17 protein-coding genes and 2 tRNA genes are annotated in these 17,438 nt (G+C 48.6%); all 19 read left to right on the forward strand.

The window, feature by feature from the left end:
- Positions 1–46: 46 nt before the first annotated feature.
- Positions 47–604, forward strand: coding sequence for a ribonuclease M5 (gene rnmV / locus L985_RS00300; RefSeq protein ID WP_023466539.1), 558 nt, complete (start codon positions 47–49; stop codon positions 602–604).
- The gene (gene rsmA / locus L985_RS00305) at positions 601–1,479 is read left to right on the forward strand and encodes a 16S rRNA (adenine(1518)-N(6)/adenine(1519)-N(6))-dimethyltransferase RsmA (protein ID WP_023466540.1); all 879 of its coding nucleotides are present in this window, start codon (positions 601–603) and stop codon (positions 1,477–1,479) included. The genes rnmV and rsmA overlap by 4 nt, the downstream gene beginning before the upstream one ends.
- 84 nt (positions 1,480–1,563) lie before the next feature.
- Entirely contained in the window at positions 1,564–1,803 is a 240-nt protein-coding gene (locus tag L985_RS00310; protein WP_012368950.1) for a Veg family protein, read from the forward strand.
- 95 nt (positions 1,804–1,898) lie between these two features.
- Positions 1,899–2,759 (forward strand): 4-(cytidine 5'-diphospho)-2-C-methyl-D-erythritol kinase, encoded by an 861-nt coding sequence (gene ispE / locus L985_RS00315; RefSeq protein WP_047392707.1) that lies wholly within the window; start codon positions 1,899–1,901, stop codon positions 2,757–2,759.
- A 69-nt stretch (positions 2,760–2,828) separates the two neighbouring features.
- Positions 2,829–3,668: a pur operon repressor gene (gene purR / locus L985_RS00320; RefSeq protein WP_023466544.1), complete on the forward strand. Its 840-nt coding sequence runs from the start codon at positions 2,829–2,831 to the stop codon at positions 3,666–3,668.
- A 158-nt stretch (positions 3,669–3,826) separates the two neighbouring features.
- On the forward strand, positions 3,827–4,138 hold the full coding sequence (gene spoVG / locus L985_RS00325; RefSeq protein WP_029343053.1) for a septation regulator SpoVG: 312 nt from the start codon (positions 3,827–3,829) through the stop codon (positions 4,136–4,138).
- 167 nt (positions 4,139–4,305) lie between these two features.
- A complete protein-coding gene (glmU, locus tag L985_RS00330) occupies positions 4,306–5,655 on the forward strand; it encodes a bifunctional UDP-N-acetylglucosamine diphosphorylase/glucosamine-1-phosphate N-acetyltransferase GlmU (RefSeq protein WP_047392689.1) in 1,350 nt (449 codons plus the stop codon).
- 55 nt (positions 5,656–5,710) lie between these two features.
- Positions 5,711–6,667: a ribose-phosphate diphosphokinase gene (locus L985_RS00335; RefSeq protein WP_012368955.1), complete on the forward strand. Its 957-nt coding sequence runs from the start codon at positions 5,711–5,713 to the stop codon at positions 6,665–6,667.
- Between the two features lie 88 nt (positions 6,668–6,755).
- A complete protein-coding gene (pth, locus tag L985_RS00340) occupies positions 6,756–7,313 on the forward strand; it encodes an aminoacyl-tRNA hydrolase (RefSeq protein WP_029343055.1) in 558 nt (185 codons plus the stop codon).
- Between the two features lie 56 nt (positions 7,314–7,369).
- A complete protein-coding gene (mfd, locus tag L985_RS00345; RefSeq protein WP_047392685.1) occupies positions 7,370–10,885 on the forward strand; it encodes a transcription-repair coupling factor in 3,516 nt (1,171 codons plus the stop codon).
- Positions 10,882–12,429, forward strand: coding sequence for a putative polysaccharide biosynthesis protein (locus L985_RS00350; protein WP_047392684.1), 1,548 nt, complete (start codon positions 10,882–10,884; stop codon positions 12,427–12,429). Before mfd ends, L985_RS00350 begins: the two co-directional genes overlap by 4 nt.
- The gene (gene mazG / locus L985_RS00355) at positions 12,426–13,856 is read left to right on the forward strand and encodes a bifunctional methyltransferase/pyrophosphohydrolase YabN (RefSeq protein WP_047392683.1); all 1,431 of its coding nucleotides are present in this window, start codon (positions 12,426–12,428) and stop codon (positions 13,854–13,856) included. Before L985_RS00350 ends, mazG begins: the two co-directional genes overlap by 4 nt.
- Positions 13,853–14,125: an RNA-binding S4 domain-containing protein gene (locus L985_RS00360; protein ID WP_023466556.1), complete on the forward strand. Its 273-nt coding sequence runs from the start codon at positions 13,853–13,855 to the stop codon at positions 14,123–14,125. Before mazG ends, L985_RS00360 begins: the two co-directional genes overlap by 4 nt.
- Before the next feature lie 66 nt (positions 14,126–14,191).
- The gene (locus L985_RS00365; protein ID WP_023466557.1) at positions 14,192–14,569 is read left to right on the forward strand and encodes an FtsB family cell division protein; all 378 of its coding nucleotides are present in this window, start codon (positions 14,192–14,194) and stop codon (positions 14,567–14,569) included.
- An 83-nt stretch (positions 14,570–14,652) separates the two neighbouring features.
- Positions 14,653–15,168, forward strand: a complete 516-nt coding sequence (locus L985_RS00370; protein ID WP_023466558.1) for a S1 domain-containing RNA-binding protein — start codon at positions 14,653–14,655, stop codon at positions 15,166–15,168.
- 153 nt (positions 15,169–15,321) lie between these two features.
- Positions 15,322–15,398 (forward strand) — tRNA-Met (locus tag L985_RS00375).
- A 9-nt stretch (positions 15,399–15,407) separates the two neighbouring features.
- Positions 15,408–15,479, forward strand: a tRNA-Glu gene (locus L985_RS00380).
- A 70-nt stretch (positions 15,480–15,549) separates the two neighbouring features.
- Positions 15,550–16,782 carry a tRNA lysidine(34) synthetase TilS gene (gene tilS, locus L985_RS00385; protein WP_047392680.1) on the forward strand — a complete coding sequence of 411 codons (1,233 nt, stop codon included), beginning with the start codon at positions 15,550–15,552 and terminating at the stop codon, positions 16,780–16,782.
- Positions 16,783–16,815: 33 nt separating this feature from the next.
- Positions 16,816–17,361, forward strand: a complete 546-nt coding sequence (gene hpt, locus L985_RS00390; protein WP_023466560.1) for a hypoxanthine phosphoribosyltransferase — start codon at positions 16,816–16,818, stop codon at positions 17,359–17,361.
- The last annotated feature ends 77 nt before the right edge of the window (positions 17,362–17,438 follow it).

Raw genomic sequence — 17,438 nt, forward strand, 5'->3', positions numbered from 1 at the left:
GGAAACAGGTACAATTACGAGAGTGTTTGAAGAAGGTGGAGAGATCATGCGGAAACGCTTAAAAGAAGTCATAGTCGTCGAAGGACGGGATGATACGACACGATTACAAGAAGTCTTTGATGTCGATACAATTGAAACGAACGGTTCAGCCGTTAATGAACAAACGATGCAACGCATCGAGAAGGCACTGGAACGACGCGGTGTCATCATCTTCACGGACCCTGATTTTCCAGGAGATCGTATCCGTGCCCGAATCAATGAACGCGTACCAGGCTGTAAACACGCCTATCTTCCTCGTGCCCAAGCAAAAGATAAGCGAGGGAAAATTGGTGTGGAGCATGCCTCACCTGCCGCAATCGAAGAGGCGCTCGCTGCTGTCTATGAGACGGAAGAAGCACCGGTTGCCGAAGTGACACGTGAGATGATTCTAGCAGCCGATTTGATTGGTGGACCAGCAGCCTCGATCCGTCGTCGTCGTCTCGGTCAGATTCTTGCGATTGGTGAACCGAATGCAAAACAACTCGTCAAACGCGTCGCATCGATCCGAATCACGCGGGCGGAATGGGAAGCGGCATTGAAACAATTAGAGGAGGAAGAAGTTTGAAAGACATTGCTACATTGCACCGGACGAAAGAAATTTTAGCGAAACATGGCTTTTCGTTTAAAAAATCGTTGGGACAAAACTTTTTAATCGATTTAAACGTATTAGGAAACATCGTCGGGGCAGCTGGATTAACGCCTGAAAGCGGAGTACTCGAGATCGGACCAGGAATCGGCTCATTGACGGAACAATCGGCGAAACAGGCGAAAAAAGTCGTCGCTCTTGAAATCGATCAGCGGTTGCTACCGATTCTTGACGATACACTTTCACCGTATCCTCATACGAAGGTCATTCACGGCGATGCTCTTGAACTTGATCTTTCGACGATCGTCGCAGAAGAGTTCACGCAAGAAGGCATCACTGACATTGCCGTCGTCGCGAACCTCCCGTATTACGTCACGACACCGATCATCATGCGGATTCTCGAAGCGAAAGCACCGTTTCGGACGCTCGTCATGATGATTCAAAAGGAAGTCGCTGAACGAATTGGTGCAAAACCGGGCACGAAAGCATACGGTTCTCTATCGATCGCGATTCAGTATTATGCGGAAGCTGAAGTCTGCTTCACGGTTCCAAAGCAAGTCTTCATTCCGGCACCAAATGTCGATTCAGCAGTCATCCGTTTGAACATTCGAAAAGAGCCGGCGGTACAGACACAGGATGAGGCACTCTTCTTCGAAATCGTCCGAGCAAGTTTTGCACAACGCCGGAAAACGATTTTGAACAACTTGACGACACACTTCGGGAAGACGGAAAAGGCGGCGGTCGAAGCGGCATTGTTGGAAGCTGGAATCGAACCACGTCGTCGCGGAGAAACGCTCAGCCTGCAGGAATTCGCACAGTTAGCGGATGCACTTTTGCCAATTAAAAAACGTTGACGGATACGATTAGAACAGATATAATATTTCCCCTTTCTAATATTTATTTAATATGCTATAATAAATATTAGTGAGGTGAAGCGTATGCCAAAGACGTTGAACGAAATCAGACATGTTTTCGAAACACATGTTGGTGAAAGACTGACGCTAAAAGCAAGCGGCGGTCGTAAAAAGGTCGTAACCCGAATCGGAACGCTCGTTGAGACGTATCCTTCGGTGTTTGTAGTCAAGCTAGACGCAGAGCGCCACAATGTCGAGCGAGTTTCTTATAGCTACGCCGACGTGCTAACAGACTCCGTACAAATCGAATTTGCGAATTCGTAAACTTACCTTCCGAAGCGGACAAAATGTTCGCTTCTTTTTTTGTGGAAAGGTTGATACAATTCCTACAGGAAACGAACTAGAGGAGGAACGGCACGATGACGATTATTGTAAAGGCTCCGGCCAAGATCAACCTAGTCCTGGATGCGACGGCAAAGCGCCCGGACGGCTATCACGATGTACATATGGTGATGACGACAGTCGATTTGGCAGACCGTCTAGAATTGACGGAGCTGCCGTCAGGAGAAATTCGAATGAATGCCCAGCATGCTTACGTTCCGAACGACGAACGTAATCTTGCGTATAAAGCAGCAGCGATCTTAAAAGAAAAATACGACGTCAAGACAGGGGTCGAAATCTTCTTAGAAAAACACATCCCGGTCGCAGCGGGACTTGCAGGTGGTTCTAGTGATGCAGCAGCGACATTACGTGGTTTGAACGAGTTATGGCAACTTGGCTTGACGCTGGAAGAGTTGGCGGAAGTCGGGGCAGCGGTTGGCTCTGACGTCCCATTTTGTGTCATGGGAGGAACGGCGATTGCAACGGGTCGCGGAGAGAAGCTAGAAAAACTTGTCTCACCACCCCCCTGCTGGGTCGTTCTTGCTAAACCGACGATCGGTGTCTCGACGGCTGACGTCTATGGTGCCCTCGACTTGAACACGGCAAAACGTCCGAACGTCGAAGCGATGATCGATGCGGTGAAAGACCAAGATTTCCAAGCGATCTGCCAATCACTCGGAAATGTTCTCGAATCGGTCACGTTGCCGATGTACCCAGAAGTCGAGCAAATCAAGGAATTCATGGCGAGTTGTGGCGCAGAAGGTGTCTTAATGAGCGGAAGTGGTCCGACCGTCTTTGCTTTGACGGAGCACGAGAATCGGGCACAACGTCTCTATAATGGATTACGCGGCTTTTGTAATGAAGTCTACGTCGTTCGTCTTTTAGGCGAAAACCATTGATAATATCCGTATGAAAATGATATATTCACTATTGAATATTCGGAATTACGGAGAGGTGGAACAAAACAAATGAAAATTCGGAGAAGTGGTCGCTTGGTCGACATGACGCGATACTTGCTTGACCATCCCCATCATCTCGTCTCATTGACGATTTTTGCAGAACGCTATAAATCGGCGAAATCGTCGATCAGTGAAGATTTAGATATCGTCAGCGAGATGTTAGAACATGAGGGAACAGGTCGTCTCGTCACGGTACCAGGTGCTGCGGGTGGCGTCATGTTCATCCCAACGTGGAGCAGTAAGAAGGCGTTACCGTTCATCGACGATCTATGTGAACGTGTCGCACGTCCAGATCGACTGTTACCTGGGGGATATCTCTATTTGACGGACTTACTCGGGGATCCGAAGATGGTCAAACAAATGGGGCAAGTGTTTGCATCTGTCTTTAGCCAAAAGAAAGTCGATGTCGTCATGACAATCGCGACGAAAGGGATTCCACTTGCTTATGCGGTCGCTGAGCAACTTGGTGTGCCGTTCGTCATCGTGCGTTCGGATAGTCGCGTGACAGAAGGTTCAACGGTCAGTATCAATTATGTCTCAGGTTCTTCAAAAGCGATTCGGACGATGGCACTCGCGCGTCGGAGCTTACCACGTGGGGCGAACGTCTTATTGATTGATGACTTCATGAAAGCCGGCGGAACGATTCGCGGAATGATGAGTCTCTTGAGCGAGTTCGAAGCCAAGGTCGCAGGCGTTGGTGTCTTGATTGAGGCAGAGGGTGCCGAGAAGAAGATGGTCAATGAATACGTCAGCTTAATGAAATTAGCGGACGTCGACGTCGATCTTGGTCAAATCCAAGTCAAGCGTGGAAACGTCGACCACTATTTCTCAGAAGCTGAGACTACCTGAAATTGACAGCCGCATGGATTGTAACTATACTGTAATTATCAAACTTTTGGAAATTATGCGTAAAAAGATTGGGAAAGACTAAACCTTTGTTTGTTTTAAGCCGTAAGTAGAAGTAGACAACGAAGAGTTGTGACAACGGTTAAAGGGGTGCGGACAAAATGAACGTTACGGACGTTAAAATTCGTCGCGTCGTGGCAGAGGGTCGAATGAAAGCACTTGCCTCTATTACGCTCGACCACGAATTCGTGGTACATGATTTGCGTGTGATCGAAGGGAACAGTGGTCTCTTCGTCGCCATGCCAAGCAAACGAACGCAAGAAGGTATCTTCCGGGATGTCGCTCATCCAATCAATGCATTAATGCGAAAAAAGGTCGAAGATTCAGTACTCGAAGCCTATGCGGCACGTGAGGATCAAGAAGATGGCGTCGGTTACGAAGTCTCTTCTGCCCAAACGACAGATCAAGCATAAGAAAAAGACAGGTTTTCTCTTCTTGGGAAAACCTGTCTTTTTTCTCGCTTTTTCCTCGATTCCGCTTCGTCCCATCATTGAATAACGATGCCATTTTCGTTATAGTTGGAACGAGTGTACTATTTCAGAACGAAATCAACACTAATTTACGTGGAGGAGCGACAAGGATGAATCATTTCGCGGTAATTCTAGCAGCGGGTAAAGGAACTCGGATGAAATCGAAGCTTTACAAAGTACTTCACCCAGTCGCTGGGAAACCTATGGTACAGCACGTCGTCGATCAATTAGCGACGCTCGGCGTCAAGCGACAGGTCGTCATCGTCGGTCACGGTGCGGAATCCGTCAAAGAAGTGCTTGGCACATCGGTGGAATACGCACTTCAAAGTGAGCAGCTTGGCACAGGTCATGCTGTTCAAATGGCAGAACCCGTACTCGGGAACGAACAGGGAGCAACACTCGTCGTCTGTGGCGATACACCACTCTTGACGAGCGAGACACTGTCTTCATTGTTACAACATCATACGGATACGAACGCAAAAGTGACTGTCTTGACGGCACTCGCTGACGATCCGACAGGTTACGGACGAATCGTGCGTGGCGAAGATGGAAACGTCTCGAAAATCGTCGAGCACAAGGATGCGAATGCAGAAGAACTTGCACTTCGGGAAATCAATACAGGTACGTATGTATTTGATAACGAGATGTTGTTCGCAACGCTGAAGCAGGTCAAGAACGATAACGCGCAAGGTGAGTATTACTTACCAGACGTGATTGAGATTGCTAAAGCAGCAGGCGAAACGATCGCAGCGTATGCGGCACCTACGTTCGAAGAGACAATCGGTGTCAACGATCGCGTCGCACTTGCGCAAGCGGAAACATCGATGCGTAAGCGGACGAACGAGTACTGGATGCGTCAGGGTGTCACATTCGTTGACCCGTCTTCGACGTATATCGGACCGGACGTCACGATTGGTTCAGATACTGTTCTTTATCCGGGAACGCAATTACTCGGTCGCACGGTCATTGGTTCAGAATGTACGATTGGTCCGAACTCGGATATTCGCAATAGTGAAGTGGCAGATGGTGCCATTGTTCGTCAATCCGTCGTCACGGATAGCAAGATTGGTCCAGCGGCACAAGTCGGTCCATTCGCGCATTTACGTCAGCAAGCGGTTCTCGGTGCGAATACACGCGTTGGAAACTTTGTTGAGATCAAGAAATCAACATTTGGTGAAGGTAGCAAATCAGCGCACCTGAGCTATGTCGGAGATGCGACGATCGGAGAGAACGTCAATCTCGGTTGTGGATCAATCACGGTCAACTACGATGGAAAAAATAAATTCCAGACGATCATTGAGGACGATGCCTTTATCGGCTGTAACGTCAACTTGATTGCACCGGTCACGGTCGGCAAGAACGCCCTTGTTGCTGCCGGATCAACCGTCACGGATGATGTGCCGGAAAACGGTCTCGCGATCGCACGGGAACGTCAAACGACGAAACCTGATTATCGTTAATTCATTACTTGTCGCTCTACTCGTCTAAACCCAAACAAATGGAGGCCACCTACACATGTCTACTGTCTTAGAACATGAAATTCGTATTTTCGCACTCAACTCGAACAAACCACTGGCAGAGGAAATCGCTAAAGTCATCGGAATCCCGGTGAGCGAAAGTTCAGTCAAGCACTTCAGTGATGGCGAAATTTCGATGAACATCGAAGAAAGTGTCCGAGGAGATGATATTTACATCATTCAATCGACAAGCCAACCAGTCAACGAAAACCTGATGGAACTTCTCATCATGATCGATGCACTGAAACGGGCGTCTGCACGGACAATCAACGTCGTCATTCCGTATTACGGTTATGCGCGTCAAGACCGCAAAGCACGTTCACGTGAGCCAATCACGGCGAAGCTCGTTGCAAACTTGCTTGAAGTAGCAGGGGCGACACGCGTCGTGACGATGGATCTCCATGCAGCACAAATCCAAGGGTTCTTCGATATTCCAGTAGATCAGTTGATGGGTGTACCGCTTCTCGCCTCATACTTCGAGAAAAAGAACATCGATCCAAACGAACTCGTCATCGTTTCTCCAGACCATGGCGGTGTCACACGGGCACGTAAATTAGCAGAACAATTAAAAGCACCAATCGCGATCATCGACAAACGCCGTCCGAAACCGAACGTCGCAGAAGTCATGAACATCGTTGGTCAAGTCGATGGCAAGATTGCCATCATCATCGATGATATCATCGATACAGCGGGTACGATCACACTTGCAGCGAACGCTTTGATCGAAAACGGAGCGAAACAAGTCTATGCATGTTGTACACACCCTGTTCTTTCAGGTCCAGCAATGGAACGGATCGAGAACTCAGCGATCGAAGAACTCGTCGTCTTGAACACAATCGACTTAACGCAACGCGAATGTGCAAGCAAAATCAAACAAATCTCTGTGGCACGCTTGCTTGCAGAAGCAATCATCCGTGTACACGAACAGAAATCAATCAGCCCGCTCTTCAGCTGATTGCTTGATGCATACGAACGACGTGGTCCGGTTTATTGAAATCGGACCCTTGTTCGTTTACTTTTTTAAACAGAAATGAGGAATCGATATGAAATGTATCGTCGGATTAGGGAATCCCGGAGCGAAGTATGCCAATACACGCCATAACATCGGTTTTCTTGCGATTGATGCCTTAGCGGAGAAACACGGAATCGCGCTTTCAGAATCGAAGTTTAAAGCCCTCTTCGGAACGGGAATGATAAACGGAGAGCGTGTTGTGCTCGTTAAGCCATTGACGTATATGAACTTATCAGGCGAAGCAGTACGACCATTGCTTGATTTCTACAAGATCGCAGTCGAGGATGTGCTCGTCATCTATGATGATCTGGATTTACCGCTTGAGAAATTACGCTTGCGTTCAAAAGGAAGTGCAGGCGGTCATAATGGCGTCAAGTCGTTGATCCAGCACCTCGGGACGCAGGAGATCAAGCGCCTTAAGCTCGGCGTCGGTCGACCACCGGCACCCATCCAAGTCATCGACTGGGTGTTAATGAATTTTTCGAAGGCGGAACAAGGAAGTCTGCAACACGTACTCAATGCGTCTGTCGATGTAGCGACGGACTTCATAGACACACCGTTTCTCGCTTTGATGAATCGGTATAACTGAACGCAACGCTTTGGGGTTCCAAAGCGTTTTTGCTGTCGTGTTTTAGGAGGAAGAAGATGAAACAATTACAAGAACTGTTACTAGCGATTCCTGAAATCAAGACGGTTCGGGAACGCTTCCGGGATGGTGTCAACGCGCAGTTGATCACCGGTCTGATGAATAGCGGAAAGGCACTGTTCGTCGCCGGGATTTATCAGGAGACGAAACGTCGATTCGTGCTTGTGACGCATAATATGTTCCAAGCGCAAAAACTATATGATGATTTGATTGAACTCGTACCGGAAGAAGACGTCATGCTCTATCCGGTCGATGAGACGTTAGCCGCGGAACTCTCCTACGGGGCAAGTCCGGAATTGCGGGCAACACGGATCGAGACCCGTCATCGTTTACTGACGACGGACGACGGAATCCTAATCATTCCGCTCGTCGGTTTACGTCGATATGTTCCGGATGCACAGACGTTTTTGTCGCATGTCAAACAAGTCAAACCGGGCGACATCTTATCGATTCCGGACTTCGTCCAGGATTTAGTCGATGCGGGGTACGAACGGACAGCGACCGTGACGACGCCTGGTGAGTTTGCTGTTCGCGGAAGTATTATCGATATTTATCCACTCACGGTCGAACGCCCGTACCGGCTCGATCTATTCGACGAGGAAGTCGACTCGATCTATACATTTGATGCGGAGACCCAACGTTCGCTCGGTGTCGTCGCAGAAGCATGTTTGATGCCAGCAGCGGAACACTTCGCGACGAAGGATCAGTTAAAGGACGCGGGTGAAAAAGTCCGTCGTCTTTATGAGGCGACGAAAGAGCGCGTCCAAAGTACGGAAGTCCTCGCGGCACTTGAAGAGGGAATTGCTTATGACGTCGAGTTGCTAGAAAACGGCGATCAACCGAAACAGTTCGCGAAGTATGCACCGATTCTCTACACGTCGACGCTACGTCAAGACGTGACGGGAAGTGTCTTGATCGTTGATGAAGTCGCACGGGTTGAAGAAGCGGCAGAAGTTCAGGATGCAGAGGAAGCAGAATGGATGGCGTCGCTCATTGAACGCGGACAAAGCGTCAGTGATTACGTCCTATCTGTTCCGATGGCACATGTCTTTGAAGGACAACCCTTGTTGTACCTCTCGCTCCTTCCGACACGTCGGAGTGGTGTACCGGAAAGTGCGGCCATCCATTTCAGCATCAAACCGATTGCGCCGTTCCATGGTCAGATGGAACGCTTGAAGCAAGAAGTCGAGCGATATCGTCGTGCTGACATGTGGATGGTCTTCTTAGCGAGTAACCGAGAACGTGCCGAGCGAATGCGTCAGACGTTATCCGATTATGGGGTGGAAGCGTCGATCGTCACAAAAGAAGGCATCACTCGGGGTCAACCAGCGATTCTGATCGGTGGAATTCATGGTGGATTCGAGATGACGAATGCGCGCCTCGTCGTCATCACAGAAGAAGAAGTCTTTAAGCAACCGGCGCGTCGCCGGAAGCAGACGACGAAGCTGACGAACGCTGAACGAATCAAGAGTTATCAAGAATTGAAGACAGGTGATTACGTCGTCCATATTCATCACGGGATTGGGCGGTATCATGGCATCAAGACGATTGATGTAGCCGGTAACCATCAGGACTATCTCCATCTCGTTTACGCGGGAGAGGACTCGTTGTATGTTCCTGTCGATCAGATTGACTTGATTCAAAAGTATGTCGGGGCTGAAGGAAAAGAGCCGAAGATCTATAAACTCGGTGGAACGGAATGGAAAAAGGTTAAAGCGAAGGTCCAGAAATCGGTCGAGGATATCGCTGATGAGTTGATCAAGCTCTATGCGGCTCGTGAAGCTGCGGTCGGTTTTGCGTTCCCGGAGGACGACGATAACATGCAAGCATTCGAGGCTTCCTTCCCGTATGAGGAAACGGTCGATCAATTGCGATCGATTGCCGAGATCAAGAAAGATATGGAACGTCCGCGTCCGATGGATCGTCTATTATGTGGCGACGTTGGATACGGAAAAACAGAAGTGGCGATTCGGGCAGCGTTCAAAGCGGTCATGTCTGGAAAACAAGTTGCGTTGCTCGTACCGACGACCGTCCTTGCACAACAACACTACGAAACGATGCTTGAGCGATTCAGTGAATGGCCGATTCGTGTGTCGGTCATGAGCCGGTTCCGTTCGCCAGCAGAATTAAAGGCGACGAAACAAGGATTAAAAGAGGGGACGATCGATGTCGTTGTCGGAACACACCGTGTGCTGTCGAAAGACGTCCAGTTCGCTGATATCGGATTGTTGATCATTGATGAAGAGCAACGTTTCGGCGTTAAACATAAAGAACGTCTGAAACAGTTGAAGACGAACGTCGACGTCTTGACGTTGACGGCGACACCGATTCCGCGAACGCTTCACATGTCGATGATCGGAATCCGTGATCTCTCGGTCCTTGAGACACCGCCGGAAAACCGTTACCCGGTCCAGACGTATGTCATGGAATACGACGGAATCGTCATGCGGGAAGCACTCGAGCGGGAACTCGGTCGGGGGGGACAAGCGTTCTTCCTCTATAACCGGGTCGAAGGCATCGAGCGAAAGGCAGAAGAGATTCGCGCGCTCGTACCAGAAGCGCGGATTGTCACGGCGCACGGTCGGATGACGGAAACCGAACTCGAGAGTCAGTTGATCGCGTTCTTCGAAGGAGACGCGGATGTTCTTGTCAGTACGACGATCATCGAGACAGGAATCGACATTCCGAACGTCAATACGTTGATTGTTCATGACGCGGATCAAATGGGACTATCCCAACTGTATCAATTACGCGGTCGTGTCGGTCGGTCAAGCCGCGTCGCCTATTCGTACTTTACGTACCGTCCGCAAAAACGATTGACGGAAGTCGCGGAAAGTCGTCTACAGGCGATCAAGGAATTCACAGAGCTCGGTAGCGGCTTTAAGATCGCGATGCGCGACTTATCGATTCGCGGTGCCGGGAACTTACTTGGTTCCCAACAATCGGGCTTCATTGATTCGGTCGGTTTCGATCTTTATTCGCAGATGCTGGCAGAAGCAGTTGAAGAACGCAAAGAACGAATGAAAGGTAAAAAACGCGTCCAGAAATTCGTGCCGGAGTTCACGTTCAGTCTTGATGCGTATATTCCATCACACTACATGACGGACTCCGAGCTGAAAATCGAGTTTTACAAACGCTTGAAATATGTCGATACCGTCGATAGTCTCGAACAGCTCGAAACAGAGATACTCGAACGATTCGGTGAGTTCCCAGATGAGGTTGCTCGTTTAATCCAATTGACACGGATGAGGATTTTTGCCGAACGGGCGCGTGTCGAGCGTGTCAAACAAACCGATCCGAAAATCGAAATCGTTTTGTCGCTCGAATCCACACAGCAGCTTGACGTGGCGGACTTCGTTAAATGGACTGTTCCGCTAGGACGTGGTCTAGGCATGGGACAACAAGAACAGAAACTCGTCTTGACCCTGAACCGGAATAAACAGTCGACGCAACAGATGACGATGCAGGCAGAACAGTTGCTAGCAGAGCTTGATCGTCGGCTCGTCGCGCGATGAATAGACGAACGATTGCGCAAGGCGCAGCACTACTTGCGATCTCTAGCTATATCTCGAAATTGCTCAGCTTCTTTTACCGGATTCCATATCAGAATCTCGCCGGCGATTTCGGATTGTACGTCTATCAGACGGTCTATCCCTTATTCGCGATAGCGGCAGCGCTTGGCATTTATGCGCTGCCCGTCATCGTGGCGAAGTTGACGCTCCATCATCCAGACGAGAAACGAGAAGTCTTGTGGTCGATTTTCTATGTCTTGCTTGCGATGACAGTCTTCTTCGGATTACTTGGTTGGTGGATCGCCCCAACGCTCGCAGGGTGGTTCGGGGATGAGAAACTGATCGTTCCCTTGCGTGCGGTGACATGTACGTTTTATTTACTACCCGTGATTGCCGTTCTTAGAGGTATGTTTCAAGCAGATCTCGAGATGCGACCGACGGCTGTATCCCAAGTCTCTGAAAATGCCGTCCGCGTCGGACTATTGTTGCTCGTGACCTATATCGGTGTCTCGATGCAGGCGGACCCTTACTGGATTGGTGCCAGTGCCCATCTGACAGCGATCGGCGGTAGCATCGTTTCGTTATTCGTCCTGTTACGTTTTGCGAAAGGAAAAATCGGTCGCCCTGTATTTTCAAGTATTCACGTACGGCGGGTCGGAAAGGTGCTCGTGACAAGCGGGGTGGCGGTCAGTATCGCCTCACTTGCTTTATTGCTGATGCAATTGATCGATGGATTGACGTTCGTCAATCTACTTGGCAATACGACGGAGACGAAAATTGAAAAAGGGGTGCTCGACCGTGGGTATCCGTTACTCCAATTTGCGATTCTCTTTGCAACATCGATGAGTCTTGCGAGTGTTCCGTCACTATCAACCGCATATCGAAAGCATGATCCGCAGATGATGCGTCAACAACTGGAGACATTACTTCGTTCCGGTCTATTGATTGCCGCTGCAGCGACGATCGGACTAATGGGTGTGATGCGTCCGCTCAATATTGCGTTATATCAAGATGACCAAGGAACAGCAGGACTGATTTGGCTCGCGGCGACGGCATTTGCTGCTTCGATTGCGATGATGATCGTCTCTTGTCTCCAGTCGGTCGATGCTGAAAAGTATGCGCTCGTTGGTGTTCTTGTCGGATTAGGGGCGAAGCTCGCTCTGAATCTCTATTTCATTCCCCGATATGGTATGATCGGGGCGGGTATGGCGACATTTGGCGGTTTTGCCGTCATGGCAGCAGCACAATGGATTTTATTGAACCGGAAGTTCGGTCGCGTATCGGCAGGAAACACGTTCTACCGACGACTGGTCTTACCTGTGCTCGCCATGGGTGTGTTTCTGTATCTGATCGAAACGTTCTTCCAGCTGTTTGAGCTTGAGACACGAATCGGTGCGGCACTCGAAGTCGGTGTCCTTGTCGTCGGTGGTGCCATCATTTATGGCAGTATGGCATTACGCGTCCGTGCATTAACAGAACAAGAGTGGGCACTATTGCCTTTAGGAGATAAGTTATATCAGATGTACCAACGTAGGAGGAGTATATGACACACCGAATTACGATCGTCGGCCTTGGCGTCGGCGAACTCGAACAATTGCCGTTTGGCATCTATCGATTATTAAAAAACACGACACAGCCTGTCTATTTACGGACAATGGATCATCCAGTCGTTTCAGAACTCGCAGCAGAGGGAATGAACTTTACATCATTTGACTCGGTTTATGAACGACATAGTCGGTTTGAAGACGTATACACAGAAATCGTTGAGGAATTGCTTCGTCTCTCAAAGACGACGGACATCATTTATGCCGTCCCAGGTCATCCACTGGTCGCTGAGAGTACCGTCCAGCAGTTATTAGAGCGGACGGACGCGGTCGACGTCATAGGCGGACAAAGTTTTCTTGATCCGATGTTCGCAGCGCTTGGTGTGGATCCAATTGAAGGATTCCAGTTGCTTGATGCAACAGCGTTTGCCGTCGATGAAGCACAGATCCGTCAGCATCTACTGATTGGACAAGTTTATGATGCGCTCGTCGCGGGCGACTTAAAGGTCCAGTTGATGGAACGTTATCCGGACGAACATCTAGTCACTTTGGTCACGGCAGCGGGTACAAGCAAACAGTCCGTCCAAAGCGTACCGTTATATGAACTCGATCATGTGACGACGCTCAGTAACTTGACGACAGTCTACGTGCCACCTGTCACGGATGAGCAGACGTTGAACCGTGACTTCGCGACACTAAAAGAGATCATCGCGCGATTACGCGGTGAAGGCGGTTGTCCATGGGATCAAGAGCAGACGCATGAGTCCTTAAAACGTCATTTAATCGAAGAATCTTACGAATTACTGGAAGCAATCGACCTTCAAGACGATAACTTAATGATAGAAGAGCTAGGAGACGTCCTTTTACAGGTCATGCTCCACGCACAAATTGGTCTAGATGAAGGGTATTTTGATATTCGAGACGTCATCGGAAGCGTCAGTGATAAGATGATTCGTCGCCATCCGCATGTCTTTGGGGAAACAACAGTCGATTCTTCAGCAGACGTCGTTTCGAACTGGCAAGACATCAAAGTACAAGAAAAGCCGGAGCGGACTTCCTTGCTCGATGGTGTGACAAAAGGAGCACCTGCTTTGATGCGCGCAGAAGACATTCAAAAGAAAGTGGCGAAAGTCGGTTTTGAATGGAGTAACGTCGAGGGTGCACTTGAAAAAGTAATCGAAGAGTTACGTGAATTGAAGGAAGCCGCACCAGAAGAACGATTAGGTGAATTCGGAGATGTTCTGTTTTCGATAACACTCGTCGGGAAATACCTCGGTCTCTCGGCAGAAGAGGGGCTACAACAGACGAATGATAAATTCATCCGTCGCTTTACGCGAATGGAACAACTAGCGGACCGACCGCTCGTTGAGATGACGCTTGAAGAGCAAGATTCACTCTGGCATCAAGCGAAGCAGGAGGAACAGTCATGAGACTTGATAAATTTTTAAAAGTATCGCGTCTGATCAAACGACGGACGCTTGCCAAAGAAGTCGCCGATCAAGGTCGGATCACGATTAATGGTAATGTGGCGAAAGCAAGTAGCACGGTAGCAGCAGGTGATGAGATGACGATCCGGTTCGGAAACAAGATTGTCACGGTTGCGATTTCGAGCATTAAAGAACATGCGAAAAAAGAAGAAGCATCTGATATGTATGAGATCATCCGTGAAGAAAAGGTGAATTCCGAAGAATCGATGTAATTTACCGGAAAAAGGAAGTATACTAAAGAGTGTCAGGGATGACCACTCAGAAAGAGGAGGGATGATATGCCAACACCGCTCGAATCAGGGCGTCCAGCGCCAAAGATCAAGCCGCTCAATGACCGTAAGAAGCAATTGAGTCAGAATGCCATCGAAAACCGTAGACGCCTCAAAAATCGCTTTTTCTTGTGTCTGACCGTCTTTTTGCTCATCTTTTCCCTCATGGGGTGGTCATACATGGAAAAACGGCAATTGATCGCTGAACAAAAGCAGTCGTTTCAAGTGGCTGAACAAGAGCAGACGAAAGCGAAAAAAGAGACCGCCCGTCTGAAGGAAGAAATCAATCGCCTCAATGATAAAGAGTATGTAGCGAACTTAGCTCGGAGCGAGTTGCTCTATTCGAAAAAAGGGGAAACGATCTTCTACTTTTCACCTGAAGACTAATTGAAGGTTGCCGATTGATTGAAAAAAGAATGAATCACTCGTATAATAAGAAACGAATCAACTAAAAAGGAGCAATACAATTTATGTCGATTGAAGTAGGCAGCAAAGTGCAAGGGAAAGTAACAGGCATCACGAATTTCGGAGCGTTCGTTGAGTTACCAACAGGGAAAACTGGTCTTGTTCACATCAGTGAAGTGGCAGATTCTTACGTTAAAGACATCAATGATGTGTTGACGGTTGGTCAAGAAATCACCGTCAAAGTCTTAAGTGTTGAAAACGATGGTAAGATCGGTCTTTCCATCAAAAAAGCCGTCGATCGTCCAGAAGGCGAACGTCCTCGTCCTGCACGTCAGTTCGACCGTGGACCACGTCCAGCAGGACAAGATCGTGGACCACGTTCGTTCGATAACAAAGGACCACGTGGAGGCGGTAACCGTGGAGGCTTCAACAAAGGCGGCCGTGGTACACCACCACCGCGCAAAGAACAATCGTTCGATACGCTGATGTCTAGTTTCCTGAAAGATAGTGAAGATCGTCTTGCTACATTGAAACGTCAAACGGATTCAAAACGTGGCGGACGCGGCGCAAAACGTCAATAACTTGCTGACCTGTTCTTTATAAGAATAGAGATGGAATGACGCCGTTCATTCCATCTTTTATTTTTTTGAAATTATTTTTAGAAAAAGCGTTGACTTTCATTTGACCTGCCCGTATTATAGAAAATGTGCTTAAGACGCACGAGTTAAAAATATGGCGGTGTAGCTCAGCTGGCTAGAGCGTACGGTTCATACCCGTGAGGTCGTGGGTTCGACTCCCTCCGCCGCTACCATATTTTTTTGGCCCGTTGGTCAAGCGGTTAAGACACCGCCCTTTCACGGCGGTAACACGGGTTCGAATCCCGTACGGGTCATTCTCAAAAGCTATCTCTATTATATAGAGATAGCTTTTTTTAGGTTTTAACGGAAAGGGGTGAAGTCGTCATGGAAGGTGTGCCGTTCGAACCGCTCCTAGTCGGAGTGTCGGGAGGGTGTGACTCGATGGTACTCGTCGATCGGTTGTATCGAGAAGGTTATGACATTGCAATTGCACATGTGCATCATGGATTACGAGAGGCATCCGACGAAGAAGCGCGCTTTATTAAGGAATGGGCAACGTCCCGAAAGATAACCTTTTTCATGACGCGTTTAGAATGGACACGACGTACGAGCTCTCAAGCAGCTTGTCGTGAAGAGAGATATGCGTTTTTTGAACGAATCATGGAAGAGACCGGACGCTCACGTCTGATTCTCGCTCATCATCAAGACGATCAAATCGAGACGCTACTCATTCAGCTCATTCGTGGGGAAGCGCAAGTTGATGGTATTCCCGTCGTTCGTCCGTTTGGTAACGGTTGGCTGCATCGCCCGTTACTACATGAATCGAAGCAGGCTTTGCTCGAGTATGCGTTGCAACATGAAGTTCCGTGGCGAGAAGATGCGTCAAATGCAGAAACTACTTATTTGCGCAATCAAATCCGACATATGATTGTTCCGCCACTCCGAGAAATTCGTCCGGAGTTTGAACAAGCAACAGCAGCTGCAGCACATGCGCGACAGCAAATCATGCGTGAGCAGGTGACATTCGTCGCGACGTATCTCGACCGATGTAAGGAAGCGAATGGAATTCCGGTAGCACGTATTTTAGAATTACCGACGGATTTACAGCGGCTTGTCTTGCCGACGCTAACGGGAGAAACGTTTTCTTCAGAAACGATTCGTCACTTCATCACGTGGCTTCGGGTGGATAAGGGCTCGGACGAAGTGTATTATGGAAACTGGAGGATGCGACGTGCATATGGCTTTTTGATGCAGGATCGTGTGATACGGTCAATGAATGACGATTTACCGTTTCAAGTAGGGGAGAATTTGGGAACGTATCATTATGGTGAACAAATGGTTCGCTTCTCAATCGGAAACCAAGGTATCCCGCTGGACGCGATTGCGTTCCCGTTGACGGTGCGCCCGCCATGTCCGGGAGATCGAATCCAGCTTGCTGTGGGTTCGAAAAAAGTCAGTCGAATTCTGATTGATGCTAAGGTTCCGCGTTATCTCCGGGAACAGGTTCCGGTCGTCGTCGATGCAAATGGAGTGATTTTAGCCGTCATTGGACATCGAATTGCAATATTCGGGTCATTTGAACTCCTCGCAAAATCTTATTTAATGATAGAATGGTAATGTAGTGTTTATTATGGAGGAGGAATACCTAGCATGACCTTGATGAACGATATGGAAAAAGTACTGATTTCAGAAGAAGAGATCCAAAATAAAGTGGGCGAACTCGCCGGCGAATTGACAGCGGATTATCACGATCGTTTTCCGTTGCTTGTGTGTGTCTTAAAAGGCGCAATGCCGTTCATGTCTGATCTTGTCAAAAAGATGGATATGCACCTTGAAATGGACTTCATGGACGTTTCAACATATCACGGTGGGACAACATCAACAGGTGAAGTCAAGATTGAAAAAGATTTGAACACATCGGTAGAAGGACGCGACATCTTGATTGTCGAAGATATCATCGACAGCGGATTGACGCTTGGTTACCTCGTTGACCTCTTCAAGTACCGGAAAGCGAAGTCCGTTAAAATCGTGACGTTGCTCGACAAACCAACAGGACGGAAGAATGACTTGCACGCAGATTACAGCGGCTTCGTCATTCCACACGAATTCGTCGTCGGTTATGGTCTGGATTACGAAGAGAAATACCGTAACCTTCCGTATGTAGGTGTCTTGAAACCTGCAGTCTACGGCGGCTAATTATTTTTAATCTCGTCTGTCCCATGATAAGATGAAACCAATTACAAAGCGCGCCCTGTCGCGCCAGGATTCGTATT

This window comes from Exiguobacterium sp. ZWU0009 (assembly GCF_000798935.2).
GTDB classification, from domain to species: Bacteria; Bacillota; Bacilli; order Exiguobacteriales; family Exiguobacteriaceae; genus Exiguobacterium_A; species Exiguobacterium_A acetylicum.

Bases quoted from the DNA above. Each gene is read 5' to 3' on its own strand.
- tilS (WP_047392680.1), top strand. From the start codon at position 15,550: ATGGAAGGTGTGCCGTTCGAACCGCTCCTAGTCGGAGTGTCGGGAGGG.
- hpt (WP_023466560.1), top strand. From the start codon at position 16,816: ATGACCTTGATGAACGATATGGAAAAAGTACTGATTTCAGAAGAAGAG.
- mfd (WP_047392685.1), top strand. From the start codon at position 7,370: ATGAAACAATTACAAGAACTGTTACTAGCGATTCCTGAAATCAAGACG.
- L985_RS00310 (WP_012368950.1), top strand. From the start codon at position 1,564: ATGCCAAAGACGTTGAACGAAATCAGACATGTTTTCGAAACACATGTT.
- L985_RS00350 (WP_047392684.1), top strand. From the start codon at position 10,882: ATGAATAGACGAACGATTGCGCAAGGCGCAGCACTACTTGCGATCTCT.
- ispE (WP_047392707.1), top strand. From the start codon at position 1,899: ATGACGATTATTGTAAAGGCTCCGGCCAAGATCAACCTAGTCCTGGAT.
- L985_RS00360 (WP_023466556.1), top strand. From the start codon at position 13,853: ATGAGACTTGATAAATTTTTAAAAGTATCGCGTCTGATCAAACGACGG.
- L985_RS00365 (WP_023466557.1), top strand. From the start codon at position 14,192: ATGCCAACACCGCTCGAATCAGGGCGTCCAGCGCCAAAGATCAAGCCG.
- mazG (WP_047392683.1), top strand. From the start codon at position 12,426: ATGACACACCGAATTACGATCGTCGGCCTTGGCGTCGGCGAACTCGAA.
- spoVG (WP_029343053.1), top strand. From the start codon at position 3,827: ATGAACGTTACGGACGTTAAAATTCGTCGCGTCGTGGCAGAGGGTCGA.
- glmU (WP_047392689.1), top strand. From the start codon at position 4,306: ATGAATCATTTCGCGGTAATTCTAGCAGCGGGTAAAGGAACTCGGATG.
- purR (WP_023466544.1), top strand. From the start codon at position 2,829: ATGAAAATTCGGAGAAGTGGTCGCTTGGTCGACATGACGCGATACTTG.
- rnmV (WP_023466539.1), top strand. From the start codon at position 47: ATGCGGAAACGCTTAAAAGAAGTCATAGTCGTCGAAGGACGGGATGAT.
- pth (WP_029343055.1), top strand. From the start codon at position 6,756: ATGAAATGTATCGTCGGATTAGGGAATCCCGGAGCGAAGTATGCCAAT.
- L985_RS00370 (WP_023466558.1), top strand. From the start codon at position 14,653: ATGTCGATTGAAGTAGGCAGCAAAGTGCAAGGGAAAGTAACAGGCATC.
- L985_RS00335 (WP_012368955.1), top strand. From the start codon at position 5,711: ATGTCTACTGTCTTAGAACATGAAATTCGTATTTTCGCACTCAACTCG.